Here is a 23,889-nt window from a genome sequence, read left to right on the forward strand (position 1 = left end):
GCCGCATCGACGAACTTCTCCCGTGGAACTTCAAGCCGTCAAGCTGAACCTGAGGTGGGATGCAGCCGCCGCTTACGTTTCGAACGAAGTAGCGCGACCCGCCCTTCTCGGAGGATTTGCTGAAGCCTATCTCCACATCTCGGTCGAGCTTGACCATGATGTCGAGAAGCTTCGCGAGGGAGAAGCGCGTCCGCAATAGGCTCCAAGAGATCATGAGGCGACGCGTCAGGCCGCGTGAACACCCTTGGCAGACAACCATAACACTCCCGGCCCACAGCCGACATTCGTGCCTAACCCAGCGGATGACTGGCGTCAGCCAAAACACAACATTGGTATGAGGCGCATTGACTGCTTTTCTGCGAGTGCGAAGCATTTGGTCCATTTTTCGCGACAGCCTTCATTCAGCAGGCGCTGGCAGCCCTGCTTGATGCTGCGGTCAGTAGTTGGAGCGGCGAAGCGCAGATCGCGATCTATGCAAACTCAGCCTTGCTCTGTCTGAACAAGCGCATTTGCGAACATGCTAAAAGCTAAGGCGCAGTTGTCGCCCAGCTTTTTCTGGTGGTCAGGACCACCTGTCCTATGACAGCTCTGCCAAGATTGGCACCGTCTTCATGTGAGCCTCAACGGCTGACCTGACTTCATCGCTCATCGGCAGGCTCGCCGCTTCAACTTCCCAATGCTCCCGAAAAAGCTGGACCGTCTCTTTGGCAGCATCGATCGCCATCTTCTTTGGAATAGCAGCTTTGACGGCAAGGTGCTCTAGCTCATCCACCGAGAATGCCGAGAACACTTTGGCACGACTGATCTTCATGTTCGTCGCATCACCCGGAATGTAGGGCACAGTTGCCACAAAATCATAGGCTGGCGCGAGCGAGACATACCGCCTGTCCGGATAGATCAAAGACCAGTTCTTCATGTGCATGTCGGCATTGCCGATCAGCATGTTGAAAGTCAGGCGCCTTACATATTCGATGATGTCGGCATCGTTACCTTCGGCGGCGATTACTTGGGCGATGTTGCGGAATGTGCCATTGCCGTATTTGTCTTCGGGATAGAGCCCATAGACCTGCGCAAAATCCTCGATATGCACGCGCGACCCGTCGGACAGACGGTCGAAGCGCTCGATCACAAAGGCATGGTCGCCGATCTTATCGATACCGTCGGGCAGATTCTTGATCGCATCGATGTGGACCAGATCGATGGCGGGGACGTTCATCCCGATAAGGCTTGCCAGCGTCATCATCGAGAATTCATTTTCAGGGACGCCTGCGAATTCACGCGAGGGTAGCTTTACGATCCAGGAGCCCCCAACACCGGAGGCGGGTATGGTCAGCCCTCCACTTGCTTCCATTACTGCGGAAAACTTTAGCTGAACACCTGCCAGCGAAAACCGCAAAGCGTTCTCTCGCTGATCATCACTTTGATCATCGCTACCATCGGCAGCGTCCGGCGGCCATGCCTCACCTTCGGCAGGGGTGATTGTGATCGCGCCGGGCAAATCATGGCCAAGTGCCCAAAGCAGGTAGAATTCACGTTCGGGGTTTACGCCCGCCTGTTCGGCTAGGTATTTGCGCAGATGGCCCTCGGGGAGAAGGTTTGAGAAGAAGGGCATGACCCGCTTCTGATAGGGCCGAAAATCCGTATAGAGGTCTCCGTACTCATCCTTGAAAGCGAGGCCGAGGGTCGGCCTGTCAGGGTCAGCAATATACTCGTCCGTGAAGGCAAAGATGGTGCGATCGCCACCGAGATTAGTGAGCGTGCCGATGGGCTCGCCATACAGATTTACGTTCAGGACGGAGACACTACTCATCGTTATCTCCATCAAGGCGATAGGCAGGGCGCGGCGATCGAGTCTGCTCCTCGTTGGATACGCCATGAGCAAGCAGGTTGCGCAAACTGTTCATCTGCTTTGACGCGTCTCGCAGTGCTGCTACGCCATCCGCGTCATCCACGGCTTTGAGAGCTTCACGGATGCTGCGCAATGTGTCGGTGTTCCGGATCAAGTTCTCGAACTGCCGCATCTCCCGAAACTGCCGCCGCAGGTTTTCGAAGGCCGGGCTATCGATCTTGAGCGATTGGATGTGCTCAAGCTGCTTGGCGAGCCGGGCAATCTCTTTGCGCGCTTCCGGCGTGGCCTTCGGCGCGTCGTTTACGCTACGGGTGATCGTCCGTACGGCGGGCGCAGCCTTGCGCGGCACGAGCGCCAGTTCCAGATCAAGGGCGTTGGCGATGGCGGTCAGGCTTGAGACGGTAAGATTCACCGCGCCGCTCTCGATCTTGGAGATATGCGATTGCGGCACGCCTGCACGCGCGCTTAGCGCACGCTGGCTAAGCCCCTTCTTCTCACGCGCAGCCTTCAGTGTCGCCGCCAGTTTCTCGGTCTCATAGCTCATTTTGATATAATCCTGCATATCAAGCAAAGCACCTGATATGCTTAAATGTATCATTTGGAGCGCGAACTTTCAAGTCTCGATCTATTTCCACGCATCATAATACGACAATGATCTGCTTTTATAGATCGCCTTGTGACGCACTTTTAGCCCAGCCAAGAGGAGCCCGGCGTGCGGCTCACCATGCGATCGTATGTGTCTTCCTCGGTCTCTTCGGAAAGCTCGAAGCGTGATGATTCATCCCCAAGATGGATAAGGGAGAGCGCAAAGTCGTGGACTTCGGAGACCAGAGCATGCTCGGTGCAGGGCTCTTTGAACCAGATTCCCGACTCATGATCCCGCGTTGCTTTTCGCCGAACCAGTTCGGTTTCCGTTGACGGTATCGCGGTCGTCGGTATCTCGATTGGTGGCCGCCCAGACGTTTTGAAATAGGCACCTGTGCGCAAGGCGCGATCACTCGACCGCGCCCAATGAATGAAGCCGTCGATAGACTTCACAAGAACTGCACGGCGCTCGGTGTACTGCAGCCAGCGCAGCGTCGCCGCGATCAGGGACACGCCGTAGCGGTCCGCGCATGCCCCCAAAGTCTCTAGGTCAGGCTGAGATTTCGGAGCAATCTGCGCGCGGAAGTCATCCAGCGGCATCAGGAGATTTGCGGCAAACTCGTTCGCCTCTTTCTCGATCTGCCGGTACTTGCTGTCCCAGCGCTCCATGTCCTCGCTACTGCACTGGATACCGTCGGGATGATCCTGCCTGTGCAAGAGGTAGTGCCCGAACTCGTGGGCGAGGGTAAAGTTGATCCGCCCCGGCGATGCTGTGTCCGAATTGAAAAAGATGCCCCAGCCTTTCTCGCCAGGCGGAGCTTTCATCAAGGCGCCCTCGAACCCTTTCAGCGGGGCGCCCTGCACAAGGCTTATAGGATCGTCAGGAAAGCGCTGCCTGGAAAAATCACAGGCGAGCGCTTCAACATTCACCGGGAAGCGATCGTCGCCACCCAAGGTGTTCAGGATGATGGTCAGATCGTATGCCCATCGTTGTGGCGACTTCGGCTTGGTCATCCGGGTTTCCCCCATAGTTTCACCATCTCACGGATTTTTTCTTTCGTGTCGGCGTCCATGTGTTTGTACTCGCGATAGAACTGCGCATCGACAGCGTCTTCCTCTGTGATCGCCTGCTTTTCATCGAGCAGGTACTCAATCGTGACGCCAAGCGCTCCCGCGATCTTAGCCAATTTCTCCGCCGAGGGACGCGGCGGGTTCTTGTTCTCCAGCTCCCATATGTAGCTTTTGCTGGAGCCGGTGAGCTCGGCAAGTTTGTCGAGCGTGAGCTTTTGCTCCTTCCGTAAGCGGCGAATCTTCTCTCCCAAGCTGTTGGTCATATGGCGGACTCCCCGTCGATCTTCCTGTTCGGTAAAGGCACACTTTACGTGCTTGACTTCTGACTTTCAACAAACATAAGATGTTCGGAGTAGGCGCACTTTTTGTGACTGCGCTCCTAACGACCAGGAGGTATGAAAACCATGAGTAAGGGACCGAAGACCCATCACGTCGTGCCGAACCCGGCAGGCGGATGGGATGTGAAGCGTGGCGGCGCATCCCGCGCCAGCAGCCACCATGAAACCAAGCAGGACGCCGTCGATCGCGGACGTGAAATCAGCCGCAACCAGCAAAGCGAACTGCGTATCCACAACCGCGACGGACGGATCGCCAACAGCGACAGCCACGGTGGCGATCCGTTCCCGCCCAAAGGCTAAACAGAAAGGACACGGCCATGGCGAAGGACGAAACGGGCAAACCCGCAAAAGAGTACACGATTGTCGTGAACGGCCGCGAGAAGACGGTGACGGCGACAGAGCTTGGCGAGGACGATCTGGTCGCCCTTGCTTACGAAAACCCGCCCACGGGCGCGTTGATCTGCTTCACGATCACTTACCGGCGCGGCCAGGGCAACAAGCCCGAGGGCACGCTGGATGACGGCGATACTGTGAAGCTGAAGGAGGGCATGATCTTCAATGTCACGGCAACTGATAAGTCGTAACGCCGATCTCAAGGCCCTCGAAGAAGGCGGATACGAGGTGGCTGTGAAAGGTGGCCACCTCGTGATCTCCAACGTGCCCTACGTGAACGCCAATCGCGAGGTGAAGCTTGGTACGCTCGTTTCTGTTCTGCAGATGAACGGGGATGCGACGATGACCCCGAGCGACCACAAGGCGTACTTCGTAGGCGAACATCCTTGCGATCAGAACGGCAAAACGTTCGAAGGCATCAGGCATTCCAGCAGGCGTCAGACCCTCGGCAAGGACATCACGGTAGACCATATGTTTTCGGCAAAACCGAAAGAGGGCTACCGCGACTACGAACACAAGATGACCACCTATGTGGAGATGATCGCATCGCCTGCGCGGAAGATCGATCCGTCAGCTGATGCGCGCACTTACGTGGTGGCAAACTCCGATGAGCCCGATCCAGTGTTCAACTACCATGACACGGCTTCGACACGGGCTGGGATCGGCGGCCTCTCGGACAAGCTGGCGATGAATAAGGTTGCCATTGTCGGCCTCGGCGGGACGGGCTCTTACGTGCTCGATCTGCTCGCCAAGACACCGATCCGCGAGCTGCATCTCATCGATGGCGATGATTTTCTTCAGCACAACGCCTTCCGCAGCCCCGGTGCGCCCAGCATCGAAACACTGCGCGAGCGAAACAAAAAGGTCGATTACTTCGCAGCGCTTTATGCGCTCATGCGCAAAGGGATAGTCCCGCACCCGGTCTATCTCGACGAATCCAACGCGGACCTTCTGGACGAGATGGATTTCGTCTTCGTGTGCGTTGATTCCGGCGCGGCCAAACGCCCGGCGGTCGAACGTCTCGAAGAACAGGGCACCCCCTTCATCGATGTTGGTATGGGCATCGAGATGGGCGACGATGCTCTGGTGGGCGTGCTGCGAGTGACGCTGAGTACCGCTGAACAGCGCGAGCCACTACGTCGCCGCGTGGGGATGGGCGAAGCGGACGTAGATGACGCCTACGCCACGAACATCCAGGTGGCTGATCTAAACGCACTGAACGCGACGCTCGCGGTGATCCGGTGGAAAAAGCTGGTAGGGTTTTATGCCGATTTTGAGGGCGAGCATTCCAGCAACTACACGATTGACGGCAACACAATAGACAACATGGACAAGCGCGATGGCGATTAAGAAAATTACCCACAAATTTGTAGATGCGATTCCAGAGCGCACCGAGGAGGGCGTTCTTTACCTCGCCATGGACTACGCAACGGCCGTTCACAAATGCGCCTGTGGCTGCGGCCGCGAAGTGGTCACGCCTTTAAGCCCGACCGACTGGAAGATGGGCTATGACGGCGTGTCGGTCTCGCTCTCGCCGTCCATCGGGAACTGGAGCTTTCCCTGTCGGTCGCACTACTGGATCAAGCAAAGCGATATCCGGTGGACGGGTGATATGAGCGATGAACAGATTGCCGCAGGGCGAGCACACGACCGTCGCGCCAAAAGCCGCTACTACGATGTGCCGGAAGTTTCCGCAGCACAGGCGAATGCGGATGCGCCACAAGGCCTTTGGCAACGTTTCCGGCGGTGGCTAGGCGGCAAGTAACGGTTGGTCCCGACGCCGGTACCGTGCCGCGAGAGCGGTCTCGTCCTTATCCCGCACCCCTTCCGTTCGATGATGTATGGCGGCTGCACCTGCGGCGAAAGGCGGCTTATCCAGCTGTGCATTCAGCATATGCCTCTCTACCCGCCGCCAAAACCCGCGACTTTGCAAAGTCAGCTCCACTGCGCACCCCTGCCGTTCGTCCCGGGGGCAGCGAAGGTCAGCTCCCCGCCCTTCCTCCCTCGTGACTTCAGAGGCGCCGCGGAAATCAAGCACATGCGGCGAACGGCCGGAAGGTCCGCGAAGCTAACGAATGCAAGTTTCGCGCGCCTCCTGCTTTTTCTCGTGGATAAGAGGGAAAAAGTATGTCGCCTCCCGGCAATTTCGAAGGCGCCAAATAGCCGTACAATTGTCGACTGCACGGAGCGTCGCCGAAACTGACCAAAGCGAGCGGCGCAACGATCATCAACCAAAAAAATCGACTGAGGCATTTCTCCTGTGACGGGACCGATCCGATGTTCTTTTCGAGCGACGGCTTCCCGCTCTTGAACCACCTCATCTACGGAGAAAATTATGACCATCAACTCTCAGCAGCGCCTGTCGAATTCCCAAACCGCTCGCCCCAATCTGCTCGAAATCGTCATGCAGGCACTCGAGGCGACGGGCCGGGTCCCAGACAAGCAGCCGGCGACGAATTTCCCGCGCCACTTCACTGCGGACCGGATCGACGATTTTTACGTTGAGCCGCTTGGCAACGGCTGGGTCTCCACGATTACCTTCCGAGACGTGCCCGCCGGAGAGCAGAACTGCCTCGGCTCTCCCGATGCGTTCCCCTACGACAATCCCCGAAACGCGTTTCTTCATGGCGCGACTATTCTGTGTGAGATCGTAACCGGCTCTCGCGAGCTGCCATTTACCATAGTCGGCAACAAACTGATCGTTGCCGCTTACCAGCCCTGATACAACTCACCGAGCTTGATGACGATGGCGGTCCATACCGCCATCTCCGCATGTCTCCGAGGATCTTACGCAGCCGCCAAATCATGCGTCGAGTGCTGACCGATATCTTACCGAGCCATCCAGAGAACATTTGGGCTCCAGCTTCGCGTGGAACCAACCGCCGGCTCGACTTCCGACTTCGGCGCAAAGAGTTGTATCGGCCTCACCAATGCTACGCAAAGCGGAGAGAGGCGACCTGATGTCGGCCTCTCAGGTCATCGGGTGCCGGGCACATTCACAATCGCCGATTAACGCAGCAGACCGCGCAATACGGCCCCTTCTTTCTCGGACAAACCCAAAGCTTGAATGAGCCAGTTTTCCGCATCAATCGGCGCGATGCGCACGTTGGAGTAGACGTTCCGGGTCGGCATGCCCTGTAGGAGCCAGCCTTCGACGGTTCGGACGCTGGTATCGAGGTGGCGGGCGAGACCAGACTTGGAAAGAAGCGGCACCTGGTAGGCCCGCCGATTGAGAGCGGTTGGGGTCGGCCCGCGCTCGACCGCCCAGAGCTGATCCCAAGAGGTTTTCCAATCCCCTTTCAGCCGGACACCGGCCAGGCGACCGTCACGAAGATAGCTGCGCACCGTCGCCTCGGTGAGCGCAAAATGCGAGGCGGCGGCGGCCACGTCGAGAGCAAAGTCATGTGCATGATCCATGCGATAGAGATTGTTCCCGAGCCCGCCGCCTCAAAACGATCTCGACAGAAATTGCGGCGCGTCACTCGCCCCGATGCTTACCCTGATCGTTTGTCGCTCTGAGCATGTATCGCGCGGATCTCCATCCATTCCCTTTGTGCAGCTGTCTGCTGGGTGAGCGCCGCGTATTCAGCCCCGGCTTCTGTGCTGGAATGACCCAGCAACGCGGCAACGACTGCCGGCGCTGCCACAGGATCGTGCAGCCGCATATAGTCAGCGGACAATGTCCGGAGGTCGTGAAGCGGGACACCGATCGCGGCTTTGATCTTCTCGCTCGCCCAGCTTCGGTCAAAGCCTTCCCGCTCATGCGAAAGCCAATTCTTCCCCAGGAGTTCAGTATAGCGCCGATAGGCGTGACGTAGCGGTCGACCTGCCAGAAGATGCTGATCGAGAACCCAACCGATCTCCGGCCAGAGCGTGCCGGCATCCAGCCAGACACCGGTCTTTTCCTGCTGCCACCGTAAGCGCCAAGCCCCCCAAGGCTCGCGCATTAGAGCTTCGCCGAGACGCCACGACGTGATGTCCCCGCTGCGAGGCGGAACGTTCAGCGTCACCGCGAGGATGGCCGCTGTCGCGCGGGCGGTTTCCGCTTCCGACCTCCAGTCAGCAATGGCGTCGGCCTGATCGAGACACCGAAGGATTGCCCGAACGACTTCCGCATAGCCCCCGTTTTGATATAGCGCCTCGATACGCGACTGCTTGAGTTTCGGAATCCGCCTCGCTTCCCGAAGGAGCCCCATCTGAACGGATCGCAATCCGGCGATCGCGTCCGCATCAAGCCCGCCATGGACTGCGAGGCCCACCAAACCGCCGAGATAGTTCGCGATCGTCGCAGGCCGCAGCGACTCCGCGCGAAACTTTCGCGCCATCTCCCATCCAAGCAACCAACCTATCCGCGGAGGGCAGGTCATGCTGGGCAGGAGTTCTGCGCAGCGGTTAATCGAGGCCACATGCCGGCGCAGCGTGCTCTCGGCGATCGGTGCCTCGTGCAAAGCTGGCAGCAGCATAGCCCAGTGCGCGGGCCAGCCACGCGGCTCGGCGGGGAGCCGCGGGACCAGAGAACTGGTCGAGGCAGCTCCCGGGGATCGGGCACGGTAGTAATCCTTGCGAAGCCCTCGTCCCTCGGCAAGGCTCATGTCGGGGGCGTAGCGCTCGAGCACCCGCAACAGCAAAGCCAAGGCGGATTCATTGCGGCAGGCCGCCTCAAAACTGGCTCGCGACGGGAACGTCGGATCATCCTGAGTGGCGGCCAGTGAATCGAAAAACCGCGCAACCGCAGTAATCGCGCCACTCGGCAAATCTTCCCGGGCGGCCATCATCCGATCGCGCACTGAAGCAGGAACGCACGCCAACCGCGCACGGGCTATATCATCGCGCATCGCGCAGTCTCCTTGTGAGTGTCTTGAAGATGTCCGGATGCTCGGCGAGGATCGCCGCGCGCGCCTCGCGTGCTGCGGCTTGCCCGTCGTCGCGTCCGTAATACTTACGTGCCGTACTCTCGAGAATCCCGAGAACAGAAGAGGTGAAGGCGTGATCCCCCGGCCGAATGGCGAGGCTGAGAAGAGCCACGACGTGTCGCATTCGATGGGGTGTCTCGTGCCAGCCCAGCACGTTCGAAGCGTCACGCCATAAATCGAGAAAGGCGCTGGTAGAGTAGCTTCCGCGTGGCAATGCGATTGGATCGCCTTCGTCTTGCGGCGGCAGGGCATTGCCGGGGAAAAGATAGACATTATCCGGATCCAAACCCTGCAGTTCGATCAATCTCGGGCGCCAAGTCTCAAGCCAGGCGCGGACGATTTCCGCATCACTTCCGACAACATCCACGTTGATCCAGGCGTCATTCTTGGTCTCCCAGGGAGCGAACCGAAACGTGAGCATCGTCTGGTTCGGCGAGGAACGGAGCAGATTTGCGTGGGCCTCGCCCTTGGACGCTATCCGAGTGTGTCGCAGGCAACGTGTTCGGAGCGGCCGCGACATCTGAATCGCATACGCCACGGCACCTGCAAGGAGACGCAGTGCCGTTATTTCCCGGGACTGTTTCTTCATGCGGGTTGCATCGCCGAGCGCGCGCTCCGCAGAGCCCGCGATGCGCGTTGGCGCATTGGCCCAAACCGACGCGAGTTCCGGCCGCTGCTGCAACGTTCCCGCAATCCGGTCGACCTCCATCATGACCGCGCTACTTTTGGACGCTTTCCGTTTTGCCCGCGGCGCGTCGTAATGCTTGGTCTTGAGAAGCGTGATCACCGCCGCGGAGCCCGCGTCCTGAAACCCGCGGCGCGCCAGGGTGATGAGCCGCGTCAGCCGCGTTTTTAACGTCGTCGATTCCAGTCCGGCTTTGAGATCAAACCCGCTATCGGATCGTTCGAGCTGCTGCGTGATCGCCGCCCTGATCGTCTGTAGCTCGAAGAGCTCGCGCACGTCTTGAAGATCCGCGGCATCGCCGCCACTGTCTTCCCAAGCGCGGACCAACCAAGCGACCGCTTCACGGTACCCGGTGCGCGCCGCGGTCGGCTTTCCCGAATCCCGACCGCCCTGCTGCGCCAGAAGATCAGCTTCCGCCGCAACCTTCTCAGGGTCTTCCCCAGCCTCAATCCGGGCGAGCATCGCGTCAGCTCTATTTTCGCTATCCGCGAGACAGGCATCTGCAAGTGTCTCGAAGGAAATCTTGAACTCTTCCGGCAACGCATCCCAGTCGATCCGTCGCGCTCGGGCCGATCCGGGTGGCAAACGCAACTCCGTCGCAGGTAGGTACGCCTGAATGGCAGGCAACGTTTCCACGTCCTTCGTGAGAGAATTCAGGAATGCGACTGACTTACACAGGCTTTTACGGACCTTCGCGGAACCCTCTTGCCCGATCCGGTCTATTTCGCTCTGGCTTAGCTCTTCCGGGGCGCATCGTGCCCGCGCCCGAAGGGTCACGAGGCTACGATGGCGCCCCGTATTCCACAGCGCGCCAGAGCCGGGCACTCCTTCTTCGGCTTCAATCAGTGCCATCAACTGCGAATAGCGTTGCCGGTGCGCCGGCGTCGGAGCTGGCAAGACTGCCAATGCCTGCAGGAACCGCCGCAACGCAGCGCGGATTCGGGAATCCGCCCGGCGCCCGTTTTGTTTCATGTTTTGCGCGCGGCTGATCAGTGCATACCCGTGCCCGGCGACGGTGGTCTCAAAGAAGTGCATGTCGGCAGGCAAGGTGACGATGTCATGATCGAGCATGCCGAGCCGCGCCGGGACATATTGAATCGCCCGGATCGTGTCCGCCCCCTCCCCTTTCGCGATTGCCCAATCCAGAAGGTCACGGAAAGTATGTTGAGTCATTTTCATATCTCCTGAGTTTGGGCCCCTGCACGGCCCCTCAAGTCGAGGGGGCCGGGCTGGAGCCGAACTGGAGATAGTGAAAGAGCGCCTTTCATCTGAAATCGGGCGACAGATTTCCTGAAGATTAGGGGCCGAGCTTCGGATCACATCTTCCGACAAGCTTTTCTCGGACCTCACGCCTCGTCCAGCAACACAGCCGTGGTCTCAGAGCGGCGACGGCAAGGCGCGTTCGGATACTCGCTCTCATAGACAATGGGGGATGGGGGAGCCCACAAGGCTGCAGCAGCGCAAATCTATCGGGCTGCGTGACAAGGCCGCACCCAGAATAGCTCGCCAGCGCACAAATCTGGATCGCTTCAACGAATCGAGTGTCCGGCATAGCCGCGAGCCTGTTTGCGATTGTCTAAACCAGTCTGCCCCGCGAAATGTGAGTTGGGATTGGTACTGGGCGGATCATCGGAGGTGTCAAAGTGGCGAAGACGATGATGCAAAATTCGGCCCAGAGAAGATCGCCGCCGTGCTCGCTGGCTAGATGCAGACGAGCGAGCTTAACTCAGACGAAAAGCGCGCATGGTTAGATCGCTTCACCGATATCATGGGGGGAACCCTGCCCGGAGGAAGTGACCATTTTCGCCGCGCGCGCGGACCGAGATAACCGCAGATGAGAGTGGCGACCTCCTGAAGAAGCTCGCTCAGCTGTAGACGCCAGCGTCAACAGCATCGATGTAGTTGATCACCTCGGCCGCCCGGCCTTGCAAAACAAGCTGCATCGGCGTCGATCCCGAAAAGCCCGGCAGCGGCTCGGCGCGATACCAAGCGTAGGCAGCGCTTGGAGTGCCGACGCGTGGGATGACACGGTCCAAGATCTCAAGCATTTTGCGCAGGCGACGTTGCGCACTTGCGCAGCCAACGCGAGCAGGACGCTCATGCGCATCCCGATCGAGGCCAGTGGCCTCCGCGATATCTTCTTCGGACGTACCCAGCTTGGCCGCAATCAGACCCAAATCTATCCGATCGTCACGCATGCACTCGGTCAGAAAGCTCATCTCTTTTTCCCGCCGTGTTCGCGCTCTCCGAGCCAGACTTTGGGCACCGGGTAGTCTTGTACGCCCTGCGTCATGTTGGGCCTCCGTTGCTGCAACGATGGTAGTGTCGGGACGTCTTCAAAACAACTCGTCTGACCGACAGGCCGCAATTGACGGTGCGTCGGCACCAGTTCCTCCGCGTCGCCCCCATGGCCAGAATTGGCCATCTCAAACCAACATGGCCGTAACTGTCATCGGGTCACGGCCTTCATTCATCACCACTCTGCGTTCCTTCGCGACTGGCTCACGGCTCAGTCGCCTTGAGCAGGGTTCTTTCAATTTCAGCAAATGCGTGAAGGAGTGCGTGGTTTGATTGGTTTTGCACCCGAGCGAAGATCGAGAAAACATCCCGCCCTTCGGGCTCGAGCGCGTAGCCGAGCGCGCGAAACGCCGTCTCTGCATCGCGCCGGATCATACGGCGCATTTCCACATCGGAAACGAGCGGAACAACATGGGCTATCGCATTGTCATCGCAAGAATAGTGCCGCTGCACTTCGAGAGCGGTGAGTGAGCCGGGGTGTTTGATTTCGATCCAGCATGCGATCTGGGTGGTGTCGTGTTCGAGTTGCTTCGCCGCTGCCGTCGTACGCTCCATCGCAGCGCGCAAGGCCGGTGAGCGAGAGAGTCCAGTCATATTTCATTATCCTTTTCTTACACTTGACGGTGCCGCCCGTTTTGTTCGCACAGCAGCGGACACTCAGAGGAGGTCTCCTCGTCTAAGTCCGAGCCTGATCGTTTCCCACACAAACTATAGTTTGTGTGGGAAAGAGCGTGCACCGGCCTGCTTGGTCGAGAAGTTGAGCGCCATCTTCCAGTTGGCGTTCATCCGGTTCAGTCATGCCGACCGCCGTGACTCCGGCGGCCGGCTTCCTTTCATACGCTTTCGATGATTCTGGATCGTATATGCTCCAGCCGTTCCTTGCGGCTTGCGCACGCGAGCGCCGCGAGTTGACGCGCCGATCGTGCATCGCAGGTGCTGAGAACGAGAAGCAACTCCGCGAGCGTCCGGCGGACCACGAGCGTGCCGCCCCGGTCCGTCAGCTGGAGACCATCATCTGCAAGAGTGTAAGACTGACGGGATAGCTCCAGGGTCACGAGATCGACGACGGCATATTCGAGAGCGGCCGCACGAAGCGCATTGTCCGGGGAGAGGGCGCATGCCGTCAGCCAAGTCTTCAGCCGCTCGACCCAGATCGCTTCATGTGCGTGCGCAAGCAGTGGCTGCAGACTGGTCAGATTGCGTTGACCGAACCCTTCGATCGCATCGAGTTTGTCACGATTGTGCATAGAATTACCTTCCTATCTTGAGGCATCGCACCCGGCTTCTGATCCGGGAGGGATCCGCGGGCGCCATGCGCGATGCCCGCGGAACCAACCGGATCTAAAGCCTGCGCCGGGGTCGGCGCGCGCAAACGCTCAGACCTGGTACGGCTCCCCTCCCCGGCGACGGCGATCGCCTTTCCGCGGGTGCAATCCACGGCGCTCCGCTTCGATCCTGCGTTCCGCGGTCGGCCAGCTGGCTTCAATCCGGGCGAAGAGGTCGTCTTGACGACGTCGCAGAGCTTCAGTGAGACGCCCGAGGACCGGGGTTCCGGAGGCATTCGGCACAATACGTTGGTCCGATCGGGCCACCCGCACGCGACGCGACAGCACAAACCGACTCGCTTTATCGAGGCCACATTCAGCGAACTCGGCAGTCACACGCAATTCAAAGCCGACGTTCGCACGCGAGCGAGACGTGGTACCGTATGCGAGCAAGACGTCGTTTTCCGTCGCATCGAGAACGAGGCAGGGTCGCGCATACGGCGCCATCCCTTCCGAGTAGGGGAACCTGAACGACACAATATCGCCCGGGAAAACGGGTTCAGTCGAAAACAAAGACAAGGGGAAACTCCTATAAAGCCGGCACGGAAAGCGTGCCGATGCGGTGGCCCGACAGCACCGCATCGGCGCGCGCCGCGCCGGCGTGTCGTCCCTTCTGGGGACCTGAGGCCCACGGCAGTACCTTCCACTTGGCGAATTACTGACTACGGGGCGGAGGACTTGGGACGACCCCCGGCAAGTGGCTGAAGTCGAATGTTGTTGGGTCGATCTTCCGGCTGCCAGAGGCGTCAATCAGCGTCACTTTCGCGCCCGCAGGATATTTTCGGATCGCCGAAATCCACCACGTCGTCTGAGCGTGACAGACCCTGCATTCGACGTGATGCAAGCCATAGTCTTGTCTGTCCCGGCTCTCGATGACTACGAGCGTCACCCCGGTCATCTTCGCAATCCGCGTCAAAGACGCCATGTGTTTGCCGCGTAGGCGGCTCCAGTTCATCGACGAAGGGCCCTGGAATTTCGGTGCCTTACCTTTGAAGACATGTCGGAGCACGATGAGGTAGTTGAGATCCTCAAGGCTCCCACAGTCTGCGATCTCGGCCAAATCGAGGAGCGTGTAGTAGTCAGATAAACGATCAGCCATGAACCGTTGAACGAGGCCGGAGAACTGCCATGCCAGAATCCTGTTGCGTTCGATAAGGCGGATGTCATCGAACAAGTCCGTTGTCTTCGCTTCTGCAACGAGCCGATGCAGCGACGTCGCGCCGTTTTCGCGGCGCGGTCCTACGATCGCGCGGAGCCGGGTCCCGTCGATCCATGTCCTCGCAAGGCTCGGCGTCTCAATCGCCTCACGGATCCAGAGTTCTTGTACGTCCTGGTGATGAAGCATCGCGAGGATCAGCTTGAGAGACGCGAGACTGAACCTCGCCGCTCTGAGATGCTCGACAAGCACCTGCGCGATCTGAATCTTACCGTTGTCAGCCGGCATATCTGCTCCTCTTTCGTGTTAACGATCGATGAGCAGATGTGCCTTTTCCGAAGCGCGCGGAAATCGCGGGAGCAGTTGACCTCGGGGTGTGACCAACCCGTTTCACGGTTTGGCAAACCCGTTCGCGAGGTGGCGGCCCCCGAAACGTCCGGGCCCTGCCCCGTTTCGGATCAGTGCCACCCCGGATCTGACCCTGCGGATTTTCCTTAGGTGATTGATTTCGCGAGGATTACTTCTACGAGAAATGACAGAACTTAGAAGAAATCTCAGAAATCCCCAGAAATGCCGAACGGTTTTTGGGGGGTAGTCTTTTTGGTCGCACCAGGCATAAGCCGCCCGCGAACATTTCAGGGACTGGGCTTCGGTGGAAACGTGGAAGGCTGTGCATGACGAGGCTCCTTGTCGACTAAGCTCGTGTGCCGCTCCGAACATCCCTGATTAGATGTTCGTCATCCCTCGGCGCGTTGGAATTCATAGCAACGCACGCCCTGTCGTGACCCGGATGCGACTCGCGAACCCGCATTAGCTCAGATGCGCGGTTCGCTCCCACGGTCCCAAGAGAAGCAACCTTTGGCACGCGGCCCGAGTGCTCCCCGCAACCATCTTAGACCTCCAGCACATCGCCTTCGATGGCTTCAGGCACGAATGCTGCACGCATTCGGTCGGGAAAATTCATCGAAAGTATCGCGCTCACTGGCGTTCATGGGGCCCGTTGCATTCGCTCTTTGAGTTCCAGTCTTTGGCTATCGGGCAGGTCTCTTCTTACAGACGACAGACCGTCCGTTTCGTAGCAACCAGCACTTCGAAACCCGCGGCGGACCCAGCAGCGAGCGCGCCCAAAATTCGCCTAACGCAACGTCATGCAGCAATCGGTTTCCGGCATTCTGGGATCGATCTCACCTCCTCTTCAGCGGGAGGAACGCCCCTCCTCAACGTCACCGAGGATCACCCCATGACACAGCCCCTGCCCTGCCCCCTGCCCTTCAGGCAAAGTTCGCTTCGGAAAGCAACTTCGCCGCGCGATGAACAGTCTCTGTCAGTATCATGGGGAGACGTAGGATGACCTTGCTGCCCATCACGACTGTCCCACGACTCTATCAAGACCAAACGCTTCAGGTCATCGAAGGCCTCATCGGCGGAGCCCCATATGATCAGGCAAGTGACCCTTTCGCCAGCGTGCTTATCGACCCAGCAGACTGGAGTTCCCTGCACAAGGCGCTCCGTGCCCTGACGCCTCGTATCACGGCTGAGACTGCCTCGGCACTCGCACGGGCTGTAGCATCGGACAGCATCCTTCCAACGGTTATCCTTCCCCGAGCCAAAAGTATGGAACGAGCCTGCCGCGGCCTGGGGCCGATCGAGGTGGTCTACTTTCCTGATGCCATCGGCATCCTGCACCAAGGCGGCGGGACCCTACTCGAGGATGACACGACCCGGCCGGCCAAGGCGAGAATGTGTCTCCTGACGCGTGATATTCATTGCCCGAGGGATCTTGTCCGCCGCAATGACCCTTTCGAGAAGACCGTGCGGCGTTGGCTCGACCACCTTCATGCCGCGTCAGTCTGCTGCGGGGGCCTGAAGCTACCGAGGGTCGAGCAGCTCTGGCGCCAAACCAATCGACGCCGAGGTCGACGGCACGCCCAACCCGAACGCGGTCTGTCCGACCCTGCCCTTCAGTCTGCCCAAGGCGCCGCCCGATCCAACCCTCAGATAACTTTGCGCTCGATCGGGTTTCCGCAGATCGCATGATCAACCCAACTTCTGAACATGGCCATCGCTGGCACCGCATATCCACCAAGGAGTCCCTCATGAACAACGGAAACGTCATCGACACCTGCCTCGCTAGCCCCCCGGCAAGTCGCTACCGGCCGCCAATGCTGTCCTAAGGCCACTAATGATTTCCGCGGCTGGACTTCCAAACCCATCTCCTAGTCGGGCCCGAAGACGCAATTCGGCCCTGAAAGAAAGGCTTAATCATGAAAAATAGACACGACACCGTTCTGATGCGCGACGACTTCTCAGATGAGGACCTGCAAGCCGGGCGCGCGCTCCTTGCGAACATCATGCGGATGACGGAGGTGGTTGGGCCCGAAGTGCCTGTCGACCCTGGCCTCCCGACCGAAGAGCGCAAAATGCGGACTTGGGGGCGGCGGAGTAATCTCGACGCGCTGCTTCTCCACCGCCTCCAAGGCAAATGGCGGGCGCATCTGCTACTGAAATACCCGGCAATGTGCATACCTCTTGACGCATCGGACCAGAGGCCTGTTCCGTTGAGGGACCGCCAGGAAGCAATGAAGCTGGCAGTAGAAAAAATCTTCGCAATTGTATTGGCGACCGCCCGGGAAACGCCCCGTCAGAGAGCTGTTCGCGCTGCGGACGGTACTTTCCATATCCGGCACCGCCATTCGCGCAGCCGCACCGACACACATCTCACCTATGAAAAGGAGAATTCCATGGGTCTGGACTACGGATTTTACAATCAAAATGAGGACGCGTTGCTCGCGTTCCGCAATCACCACAGGTTGCTTGACCTCCTGTCTGCCGAGCCGCACGTGACCGTCGAACCCTATGACGACTTCTATGTCACGAGCCCGATGGTTGCAGCCGTGCTCGGGAAGATCGAGGCCGAGATGAAGGCTAACGGACAACCGCTCAAGCCGATCGACGCCCGGCGTCCGAAGTCGAGACGAAAATTCATCGATGAGATACCGACCCACTTCTGCGACAGGGAGCCCGAAAGCTGGATAGACGCGCTCCCGCATTACCGGGTCCTACTGACTCGTCTTCTTGCCTTGGTGAGGCACGAAGGCGTGCTCATCTGCGGATGGTCTGCATAGGTTCTTTCGCTTCGGGGGCAAAGGTGAGAACGGCGGAGCAATAGTCAGCCACGGTAGTGGCAGTATGATCCGGCTGCGGGCGGCGTAAACGTCGTCCACTTTTGCCCTTTCCGGCCGCGCTCGGCAGCAGGATTTCATCCACGAGATGGAACATCGCGTCGAGCCTGCGCCGCACCGAAGGTTTGCAGGCGAGATTCACGCTCCCGAACTGATGGGGGCATGATGAGCAGTCTTTTCTGGCTGAGCGACGAAAAGATGCGCGGCTGCGGCTGTTCGTCAGGAAAACAGTCCACTGGACTGTTTTCTAATCTTCCTCACTTCCAAAGAGCCATGGCAAACTGCGGGCCAATGATCGGCGGGTCTTGAGCGGGATAATCTTCATCAATCGTAATGGCTTGCGTTGGTCCGATGCGCCGCCAGAGTATGGTCCACCGAAGACTCTCCGCAATCGATGGAAGCGCTGGAGGTGAGTGGCTGAACGCCACCGGTCCGATAGAGGCCACGAACAGGGTGTTTTCGCCCGGATGATGGTGGGGCTTGCTTCCGAGGCCGCCGACCGGAAGACAGTGATGATCGACGCCACTTATCTCAAGGCGCACCGCACGGCTTCGAGCCTGCGGTTGAAAAAGGGGGGCGTGGCAGGCTGATTGGGCGGAGTTCGAAGATCAGAAAACGAGCCGGGGGATCGTTTTCCTGAGAATGGGTGGCATGAACACCAAGTTGCATGCCGTCACGGACGCGAACGGCCGCCCGATCAAGTTCTTCATGACAGTCGGCCAGGTCAGCGACGACACCGATGCGGCGCCCCTGCTGAGCAGCCTGCCCGAGGCCGAATGGCCGCTGGCCGATCGGGGCTACGATGCCGACTGGTATCGTGAAGCCTTGCAGGACAAGGGCATCAAGCCCTGCATCCCGGGTCGGAAGTCCCGAGGCAAGCCCATCAAATACGACGAGCGGCGCAACCGTATCGAGATCATGTTCGGTAAGCTCAAGGACTGGCGCCGCTTTGCGACCGGCTACGACAGGTGCCCGAAGATCTTTCTGTCCGCCGTAGCCCTCGCCGCAACTGCCACTTTCTGGCTTTGAAAATCAAAGATCCTGGAGCCTAAGCTCCACACGTCTTGAGCTTCTTCATGCGCCATCCATCGCGTCGACTGCCGCAGCTGAGATCGCCGCAGAGGATTTAAGGTTTTCGGCGGTCTGTGGTGTGACTTGCTCCATTTCAAGGAGAAGTTCGGCCACGACAATCGCGTCGGCGAGTGTGGAACGAGCCCACGTGACGAATTCAGCTTTCTCGGCTGCGAGCGAGGCGTGCAATTGGTCGCGGGTCGCCAGCAGCGTCTCTGACATGGTGCAGAACTCCGCGTCATCGTCGTCGAAGCGGGCGATAAGTTCGCTGGCAGTCTCGCCCGTTCGCATAGGCAGTTTGATGGCGAGATCCTCATCTTCTTCGCCAAGGAGCGCAGCCATAATCTTCCCATCCGGCGCTTGCTCAGTGATCATGAGGGTGCCAAAATCGAAGAGTTGCAGTGCCCCGGACACGATCTGATCGGCTGGAAGCGTTGCAGGAAGATTGTCTACGGTGGTCATGGTGTCCTCGCTAGATTTGCTTGTGCTTGATATCGCAGGCGGATCGGGCAAGGGCAAGGCGGGCCGCGAGGTGTGATTTCCTTGTGTTCTCAAACGAACCACCATGGCCAAAATTGCATGTATCGATGCCTTCCTTCCGGATAAACTTCATGCGGTTGCGCGCCACCCCGGTCCGTGCCTCGGCCAGCGCCCTGTCCTTTTAGCGACTTCTCGGAATCCGGACGTCGGTTGAGCTCCGGCAGCCCAATGAGCGGCGGCTCCTGATCAGTATCGCACCGGCGCACATGCTGGAACGCCTCGAAACAGCCCCGCGCAGAGAGCACATTCCTGTTCTGCGCGTCCAAGCAGCGCGCGTCCGCAGGCCAGCGTCCGGACCGGGAATCTCCATCGAGATCGAGCTCATCGCGGAGACGGGGGCGCATCATTGCCGCTCGCGGATGCGAGCGTCAGCAGGGGCTCCGGTTAGGCACACCTCCCAGCCTCGACGCAAAGAACCCGCAAGTTACTGTCTTATTGCGACAATCTAAAAAAGTTCGATTTTTTTTGCTTCGGCGTTTCCGCGCCAGGAAAAACGACACCAGATTCTCCTCGTCACCAAGGAGTACCCGAATGACGTATTCGCTCACCACCGTCGCCATCCGGCAGTCTCTCGACCGACGTCTTGCCCGCCTTACGACAGGCGCGCGCAGCCCCGGCCGATCGCGCGCAGCGCTTCAGAGGCTGTCAACCGGCGGAACTCAGCAGCGTATGTTGGTCGATTGCATCGGCCCGGGCGTGTCTCCGGCCTGTCTCGCGACAATACCCCGCCCCTCCGATCCAGACAATTTCCATGGGGATTGGAATGACCCCAGCTCCTTCTGACACCCCTTAACACACTGAAAGGAATATCTATGCGTATTAACATAACCAACACCGCCAAGATCGAAGCCGAATTTGCCTCGGTGAACGGCAAGGCCCGAGCATTTACCCTGACGGAAGCCCAGGCCCTGCGCGCTTTCGCCGAAGATGCAGAGAAGCAGCTCGGGAAGGTTCTTCCGAAATCGGCCTGGAAGGGCGCGCGGGTCACCTGCCGTCCTGCGGGGCCGTCTGCGAGCAGCTACTCATACGGGGCCAAATCGACGGAATGCATCTTGGAGCGCGGCGCGACCGGTTGGTTCCTGGTCGCGTGCACGACAGCGCAGGTCTATCCCAAGGCGTCGGCGAAATGTAGTGTGGCGCTTACTGCGGTTCAGACTCTCGCCACATCGTTCTATGCCGCACGCCGTCTGGAGCGCGAGTTCACTTTGACCCTGCTTCCCGAAACGGCCAGCGAAGAAGAGCGTGAAGTCATGGAGGCCGATGCACGTCGGCTCGCGGGTGTCTCGTGATGCTGCCCTTAGTCCCGGCAGCCCGCCGTGAGGTCCGAGATGGGACCATCAGACCCAAGCGTCGACCCAGGACCACTGACCTGGCTCCGGTTAGCGCGATCATGGAACTCCAGTTTCGCCCGGCACAGCGGGCCGGGTCACGCCACCTCATGACGGACGAAGAGCTGGCCGAGACCATCAGAGTCGTCGACGAAAAGGTGTCGATCGGACTTCCCAACGCGATCGAGAGCCTGGCGCTCCTGCGGGAGGAACAGGCTGCGCGTGCGTCTGACGATCTTGCGACCCGGACCGCCCGTCTCCGGTATCGTATTGTCTGGGAGGTCGCGCAGGAGCGTAGAGAAGAGGTCATTCTACGTAGGCCGAAGGCAAAACGAGAGCTGCCGGTCCGCTACATGGCGCACCCCAAGGTGTGACTACGGGACGCTGCCCCCTCAGAAACCCGGACCGCCCGAAGCGGAAGCTTTCGGGCAGTCCTTTCTGGCTTGGACAGTGAGGCGCGTGAGGAAAGACACTCAGCCACCTTGGTCGAGGGAAGGCCCCGGCATCCAAAAGCGCGGACCTCACCCGCCAGGCCGGCCGGTCGCTGGAACCAAGAAGGAACTCCACCTCCCGCGGTCGATCTTGTGGCCACCCTGAACTGAACCTCTTGCACCTCGTAGAGACCGAACTTGGTGAAATTGTCGCCGTTTTCGGAAGCATCTGCCGCCAGCAGAACGCTGGAAGAGCCCCGGATGTGCAAGTCATGGCTGCTTTCAGGCAGGGCATCTTCGATCCGGTCTGCCAGACCATTCAGAGGATCAACGAGGCAGACGCCGCCGTCTTCGAAGAGGTCACGCCTCCCCTTTTGGCCAGAACCACGACATCACCGCGCAACCAGGGTGACCTTGCACCGGCATTCTGACCGACAACCGTCCGCCTTTGTGGGGCACTCGATACCACTGGAGGGTCCGTTCCAGACCTACAGTTTCGTCTCGTCTTCCCCGGAAAAATGTCCCGGCGGATTTCCGAGCGCTGCCAAAAGAAACCATCTCCTCTCCGGGAGCCATACCGGCTCCGAAGCAACTGACGAGGACGTCCATGACTCAGCTGTCCCGCTGCGAACTGCCCGCAAATCTCCAGGCGCGCACGAGCGATCCATCGCAGAACCTATCCCATGCTTGGAGACCATATCCGATGACACGACTCCCGGTTCAGACCGTCCGCCGCCTTTATGACGACCAGACCCTTTCGGTCATCGAAGGGGTACTCGGCGGGGTGGCGTTTGACCAATCGAGCGACCCGATCGCCAGCCAATCGATTGATCCGATGCTCTGGAGGTCAATGCACAAGGGTGCCCTTCTGATCCCCAAGACGGTCGAACTCGAGCAACGCTGGGCCCTCGCCCGCGCGATCGCCTACGACCGCTACCTTCCGACGGTCGTCCTGACCCGAGCACAGAGCTTGCTTCGAATGATCGGCTCCGGCGGACCAGTGGAGGTCGTCTATTTTCCAGACGCGATAGGTATCCTGTACCGCGACGCACTGCGAAAATTGGGCGCGACCGCTCGGGAGCGGATCGAAGCTCATATGTGCCTGGTGACGCGCGATATCACACGCCCTTCCGACTTCATCCGTCGGCGGGAGACATTCGAGCGTACCGTATCGAATTGGCGCGATCATCTGGTTGCCGCAGGTGCGACCTGCGACAGGCTGGCTCTACCGCCGATCGAGAGCCTGGCACGCGACGCACAACCGTGCCCTCCGCTGGAGTGGTTGCGCGGCAAGCGCTGAAGCCACCAAAAGGCGGGGCCAAGCCAAGGACTGCCAGTCGTCACCACATCAAAAAGGAGAACATCATGGGAAGCGATCTGAGACACAAAGGAATCCTGCTCGACGAGGCCGATTTCGCACTGCCGCGGGACTGCGACATGGAAACGTTGGTCAAGGCCGTCGAAGAGTATTGCGAAGCTGAATTCCAGTATGAGGATGAATATCCCCTCCTTGAAGTCCTCGGTGTCGCCGCCGAAGGCTCCGACGAGACGGTCGACTATTCTTCCTTCGGCTCGCGGGCCGTCTGGCTCAAGCCCAATACCGGTTTCCGCGATGTATTCATCCAGCTGGCAAACAGTTTGGGGCTTCCGGAAGCGCTGGCCGCCAGGACGATCGATACAGGCCGCACTGAAGACCTTGAGACGTACCTCAAGGACAGGATCCGGACGCACCTTGATGAGCGAGACTTCTACAAGGCCCGTCACGTAATGGAGCAATTGCCGCAACTTCGCTCGATCGGCCTGCCCGGCGTTCAGGACGCGGGTGAATTCGACACGCGCGGTCAGGACATGATCGTGGATTTTCGGGTCAACAATTACGGCCTCGGCCGCCGCGTGCTCGTCGAAATCGCCTTCGACTGGGGGCAGTAGTCCAAGCTAAAGGACCGACTGGTACGCGTCTATGAGGGTTACAAGTTGCAGAAGGCCCTCTGCTTCAGATTTGTGAACCAAGGCCGCCACATCGAGCGCTGGGTTCTTGAAGCGTTCGCGCATTCGGCGCAGCGCCAATATGGCCTTCGCGGGCTCCAGCTCGTATCGGCGATGATGTCGGCGGCGGAAACCGCCTGGAGGGCGGGTCGAGAGCTTCCGGCGGAAAGTCGGCACTGTTTTGTCCGTCACGTTCACCGAGGCAAACGTTGCGATTTCAGTAGCCAATACGTGGTTGCCGGTTGGATCGGGCGACGCGAACTTGTCTACGAAGATCTCATATCCTGTCAGCAGAACTTCTGGGAGGGCAGCCTCGATTGCCGTTCTTTGCCGCGAACCGTTGATTTCGCCCTGATAGACATCAGAAGACCTTCAGAAACCGCGTCTGGCAATGAGACTGGTATGTTTAATTTTCGCGGGAAATCGATTGGGGCCGAAATCTGAGATTTCCTTAACTTTGATGAGATGTGACGGGTGCTGATCCCTCCAGGCGGAATCGCAATGTGTCAAGAGCGTGCTGCTGTAAGCAACGAAACGGAGAGAACCGCGCCCTTCCCAAGAAATGCAGTTTTTATGATACATGCGCTTCTGTGGTATCTTTTTGAAAATACCAACCGATACCGCACAGCGGAAAGCGAGGCGTAGGGCCAAGACGCAGGCGTGGCGTGAACGGACGAGGAAGCAGAAGCCAATGAAGGGTGAGGCGTTCCTCAATGGTCGGCGCATTGGTGTCGCCGG

Annotated in this window: 24 protein-coding genes and 1 pseudogene; 13 read left to right on the plus strand and 12 right to left on the minus strand. The window is 59.2% G+C overall.

Annotated features, from left to right (window positions below):
* The coding region (locus tag B6V72_RS19315) for a hypothetical protein (RefSeq protein ID WP_206185813.1) at positions 1-199 on the plus strand (199 nt) is incomplete at its 5' end.
* Between the two features lie 378 nt (positions 200-577).
* Here the strand turns inward: B6V72_RS19315 and B6V72_RS17570 are convergent.
* The 4 genes from B6V72_RS17570 to B6V72_RS17585 form a co-directional block, all read right to left on the minus strand.
* Positions 578-1,810 carry a HipA domain-containing protein gene (locus B6V72_RS17570; RefSeq protein ID WP_088736189.1) on the minus strand — a complete coding sequence of 411 codons (1,233 nt, stop codon included), beginning with the start codon at positions 1,808-1,810 and terminating at the stop codon, positions 578-580.
* Positions 1,803-2,393, minus strand: coding sequence for a helix-turn-helix domain-containing protein (locus B6V72_RS17575; protein ID WP_088736226.1), 591 nt, complete (start codon positions 2,391-2,393; stop codon positions 1,803-1,805). The genes B6V72_RS17570 and B6V72_RS17575 overlap by 8 nt, the downstream gene beginning before the upstream one ends.
* A 143-nt stretch (positions 2,394-2,536) precedes the next feature.
* A complete protein-coding gene (locus B6V72_RS17580; protein ID WP_088736190.1) occupies positions 2,537-3,448 on the minus strand; it encodes an ImmA/IrrE family metallo-endopeptidase in 912 nt (303 codons plus the stop codon).
* Entirely contained in the window at positions 3,445-3,768 is a 324-nt protein-coding gene (locus B6V72_RS17585; protein WP_088736191.1) for a helix-turn-helix transcriptional regulator, read from the minus strand. The genes B6V72_RS17580 and B6V72_RS17585 overlap by 4 nt, the downstream gene beginning before the upstream one ends.
* A gap of 141 nt (positions 3,769-3,909) precedes the next feature.
* Between B6V72_RS17585 and B6V72_RS17590 the strand changes: the two genes are divergently transcribed.
* The 5 genes from B6V72_RS17590 (at position 3,910) to B6V72_RS17610 (ending at position 6,958) form a co-directional block, all read left to right on the plus strand.
* Complete coding sequence (locus B6V72_RS17590; protein WP_088736227.1) at positions 3,910-4,143, plus strand: DUF2188 domain-containing protein; 234 nt, start codon at positions 3,910-3,912, stop codon at positions 4,141-4,143.
* A 17-nt stretch (positions 4,144-4,160) separates the two neighbouring features.
* Positions 4,161-4,427 (plus strand): multiubiquitin domain-containing protein, encoded by a 267-nt coding sequence (locus B6V72_RS17595; protein ID WP_088736192.1) that lies wholly within the window; start codon positions 4,161-4,163, stop codon positions 4,425-4,427.
* Complete coding sequence (locus tag B6V72_RS17600) at positions 4,402-5,586, plus strand: ThiF family adenylyltransferase (protein ID WP_088736193.1); 1,185 nt, start codon at positions 4,402-4,404, stop codon at positions 5,584-5,586. Before B6V72_RS17595 ends, B6V72_RS17600 begins: the two co-directional genes overlap by 26 nt.
* The gene (locus B6V72_RS17605; RefSeq protein ID WP_088736194.1) at positions 5,576-6,001 is read left to right on the plus strand and encodes a DUF6527 family protein; all 426 of its coding nucleotides are present in this window, start codon (positions 5,576-5,578) and stop codon (positions 5,999-6,001) included. Before B6V72_RS17600 ends, B6V72_RS17605 begins: the two co-directional genes overlap by 11 nt.
* Positions 6,002-6,571: 570 nt before the next feature.
* Positions 6,572-6,958, plus strand: coding sequence for a hypothetical protein (locus tag B6V72_RS17610; protein WP_088736195.1), 387 nt, complete (start codon positions 6,572-6,574; stop codon positions 6,956-6,958).
* Positions 6,959-7,245: 287 nt separating this feature from the next.
* On the opposite strand, the gene B6V72_RS17615 is transcribed toward B6V72_RS17610, so the two are convergent.
* The 7 genes from B6V72_RS17615 to B6V72_RS17645 all read right to left on the minus strand — a co-directional run bounded on the left by B6V72_RS17615 (position 7,246) and on the right by B6V72_RS17645 (position 14,901).
* Entirely contained in the window at positions 7,246-7,653 is a 408-nt protein-coding gene (locus B6V72_RS17615; RefSeq protein WP_088736196.1) for a DNA-binding protein, read from the minus strand.
* A gap of 77 nt (positions 7,654-7,730) precedes the next feature.
* Positions 7,731-9,071, minus strand: coding sequence for a hypothetical protein (locus tag B6V72_RS17620; RefSeq protein ID WP_088736197.1), 1,341 nt, complete (start codon positions 9,069-9,071; stop codon positions 7,731-7,733).
* On the minus strand, positions 9,061-11,007 hold the full coding sequence (locus B6V72_RS17625; RefSeq protein WP_088736198.1) for a hypothetical protein: 1,947 nt from the start codon (positions 11,005-11,007) through the stop codon (positions 9,061-9,063). Before B6V72_RS17625 ends, B6V72_RS17620 begins: the two co-directional genes overlap by 11 nt.
* 692 nt (positions 11,008-11,699) lie before the next feature.
* Positions 11,700-12,053: an antitoxin Xre/MbcA/ParS toxin-binding domain-containing protein gene (locus B6V72_RS17630; RefSeq protein ID WP_240497755.1), complete on the minus strand. Its 354-nt coding sequence runs from the start codon at positions 12,051-12,053 to the stop codon at positions 11,700-11,702.
* 283 nt (positions 12,054-12,336) lie between these two features.
* Positions 12,337-12,726 (minus strand): hypothetical protein, encoded by a 390-nt coding sequence (locus B6V72_RS17635; protein WP_146194492.1) that lies wholly within the window; start codon positions 12,724-12,726, stop codon positions 12,337-12,339.
* Positions 12,727-12,965: 239 nt separating this feature from the next.
* On the minus strand, positions 12,966-13,379 hold the full coding sequence (locus B6V72_RS17640; RefSeq protein ID WP_088736200.1) for a hypothetical protein: 414 nt from the start codon (positions 13,377-13,379) through the stop codon (positions 12,966-12,968).
* Between the two features lie 733 nt (positions 13,380-14,112).
* On the minus strand, positions 14,113-14,901 hold the full coding sequence (locus tag B6V72_RS17645) for a hypothetical protein (RefSeq protein ID WP_088736201.1): 789 nt from the start codon (positions 14,899-14,901) through the stop codon (positions 14,113-14,115).
* Positions 14,902-16,877: 1,976 nt separating this feature from the next.
* Here B6V72_RS17645 and B6V72_RS17655 point away from each other — a divergent pair.
* On the plus strand, positions 16,878-17,738 hold the full coding sequence (locus B6V72_RS17655) for a hypothetical protein (protein WP_088736203.1): 861 nt from the start codon (positions 16,878-16,880) through the stop codon (positions 17,736-17,738).
* 222 nt (positions 17,739-17,960) lie between these two features.
* Positions 17,961-18,824 (plus strand): annotated as a pseudogene (locus B6V72_RS17660) (IS5 family transposase).
* Positions 18,825-18,869: 45 nt separating this feature from the next.
* On the opposite strand, the gene B6V72_RS17665 reads toward B6V72_RS17660, so the two are convergent.
* Positions 18,870-19,328 (minus strand): hypothetical protein, encoded by a 459-nt coding sequence (locus B6V72_RS17665; RefSeq protein WP_088736204.1) that lies wholly within the window; start codon positions 19,326-19,328, stop codon positions 18,870-18,872.
* An 890-nt stretch (positions 19,329-20,218) separates the two neighbouring features.
* Between B6V72_RS17665 and B6V72_RS17670 the strand changes: the two genes are divergently transcribed.
* The 5 genes from B6V72_RS17670 (at position 20,219) to B6V72_RS17690 (ending at position 23,595) form a co-directional block, all read left to right on the plus strand.
* Positions 20,219-20,695, plus strand: a complete 477-nt coding sequence (locus tag B6V72_RS17670) for a hypothetical protein (protein ID WP_088736205.1) — start codon at positions 20,219-20,221, stop codon at positions 20,693-20,695.
* Between the two features lie 101 nt (positions 20,696-20,796).
* Positions 20,797-21,108 (plus strand): hypothetical protein, encoded by a 312-nt coding sequence (locus B6V72_RS17675; protein ID WP_146194491.1) that lies wholly within the window; start codon positions 20,797-20,799, stop codon positions 21,106-21,108.
* A gap of 760 nt (positions 21,109-21,868) precedes the next feature.
* Entirely contained in the window at positions 21,869-22,465 is a 597-nt protein-coding gene (locus B6V72_RS17680) for a hypothetical protein (protein ID WP_088736207.1), read from the plus strand.
* A 65-nt stretch (positions 22,466-22,530) separates the two neighbouring features.
* Complete coding sequence (locus B6V72_RS17685) at positions 22,531-23,094, plus strand: hypothetical protein (protein ID WP_088736208.1); 564 nt, start codon at positions 22,531-22,533, stop codon at positions 23,092-23,094.
* 45 nt (positions 23,095-23,139) lie between these two features.
* Entirely contained in the window at positions 23,140-23,595 is a 456-nt protein-coding gene (locus B6V72_RS17690; RefSeq protein WP_088736209.1) for a hypothetical protein, read from the plus strand.
* Positions 23,596-23,889 lie beyond the last annotated feature (294 nt).

It is taken from the genome of Thioclava sp. F34-6 (assembly GCF_002213235.1).
Lineage (GTDB): Bacteria > Pseudomonadota > Alphaproteobacteria > Rhodobacterales > Rhodobacteraceae > Thioclava > Thioclava nitratireducens.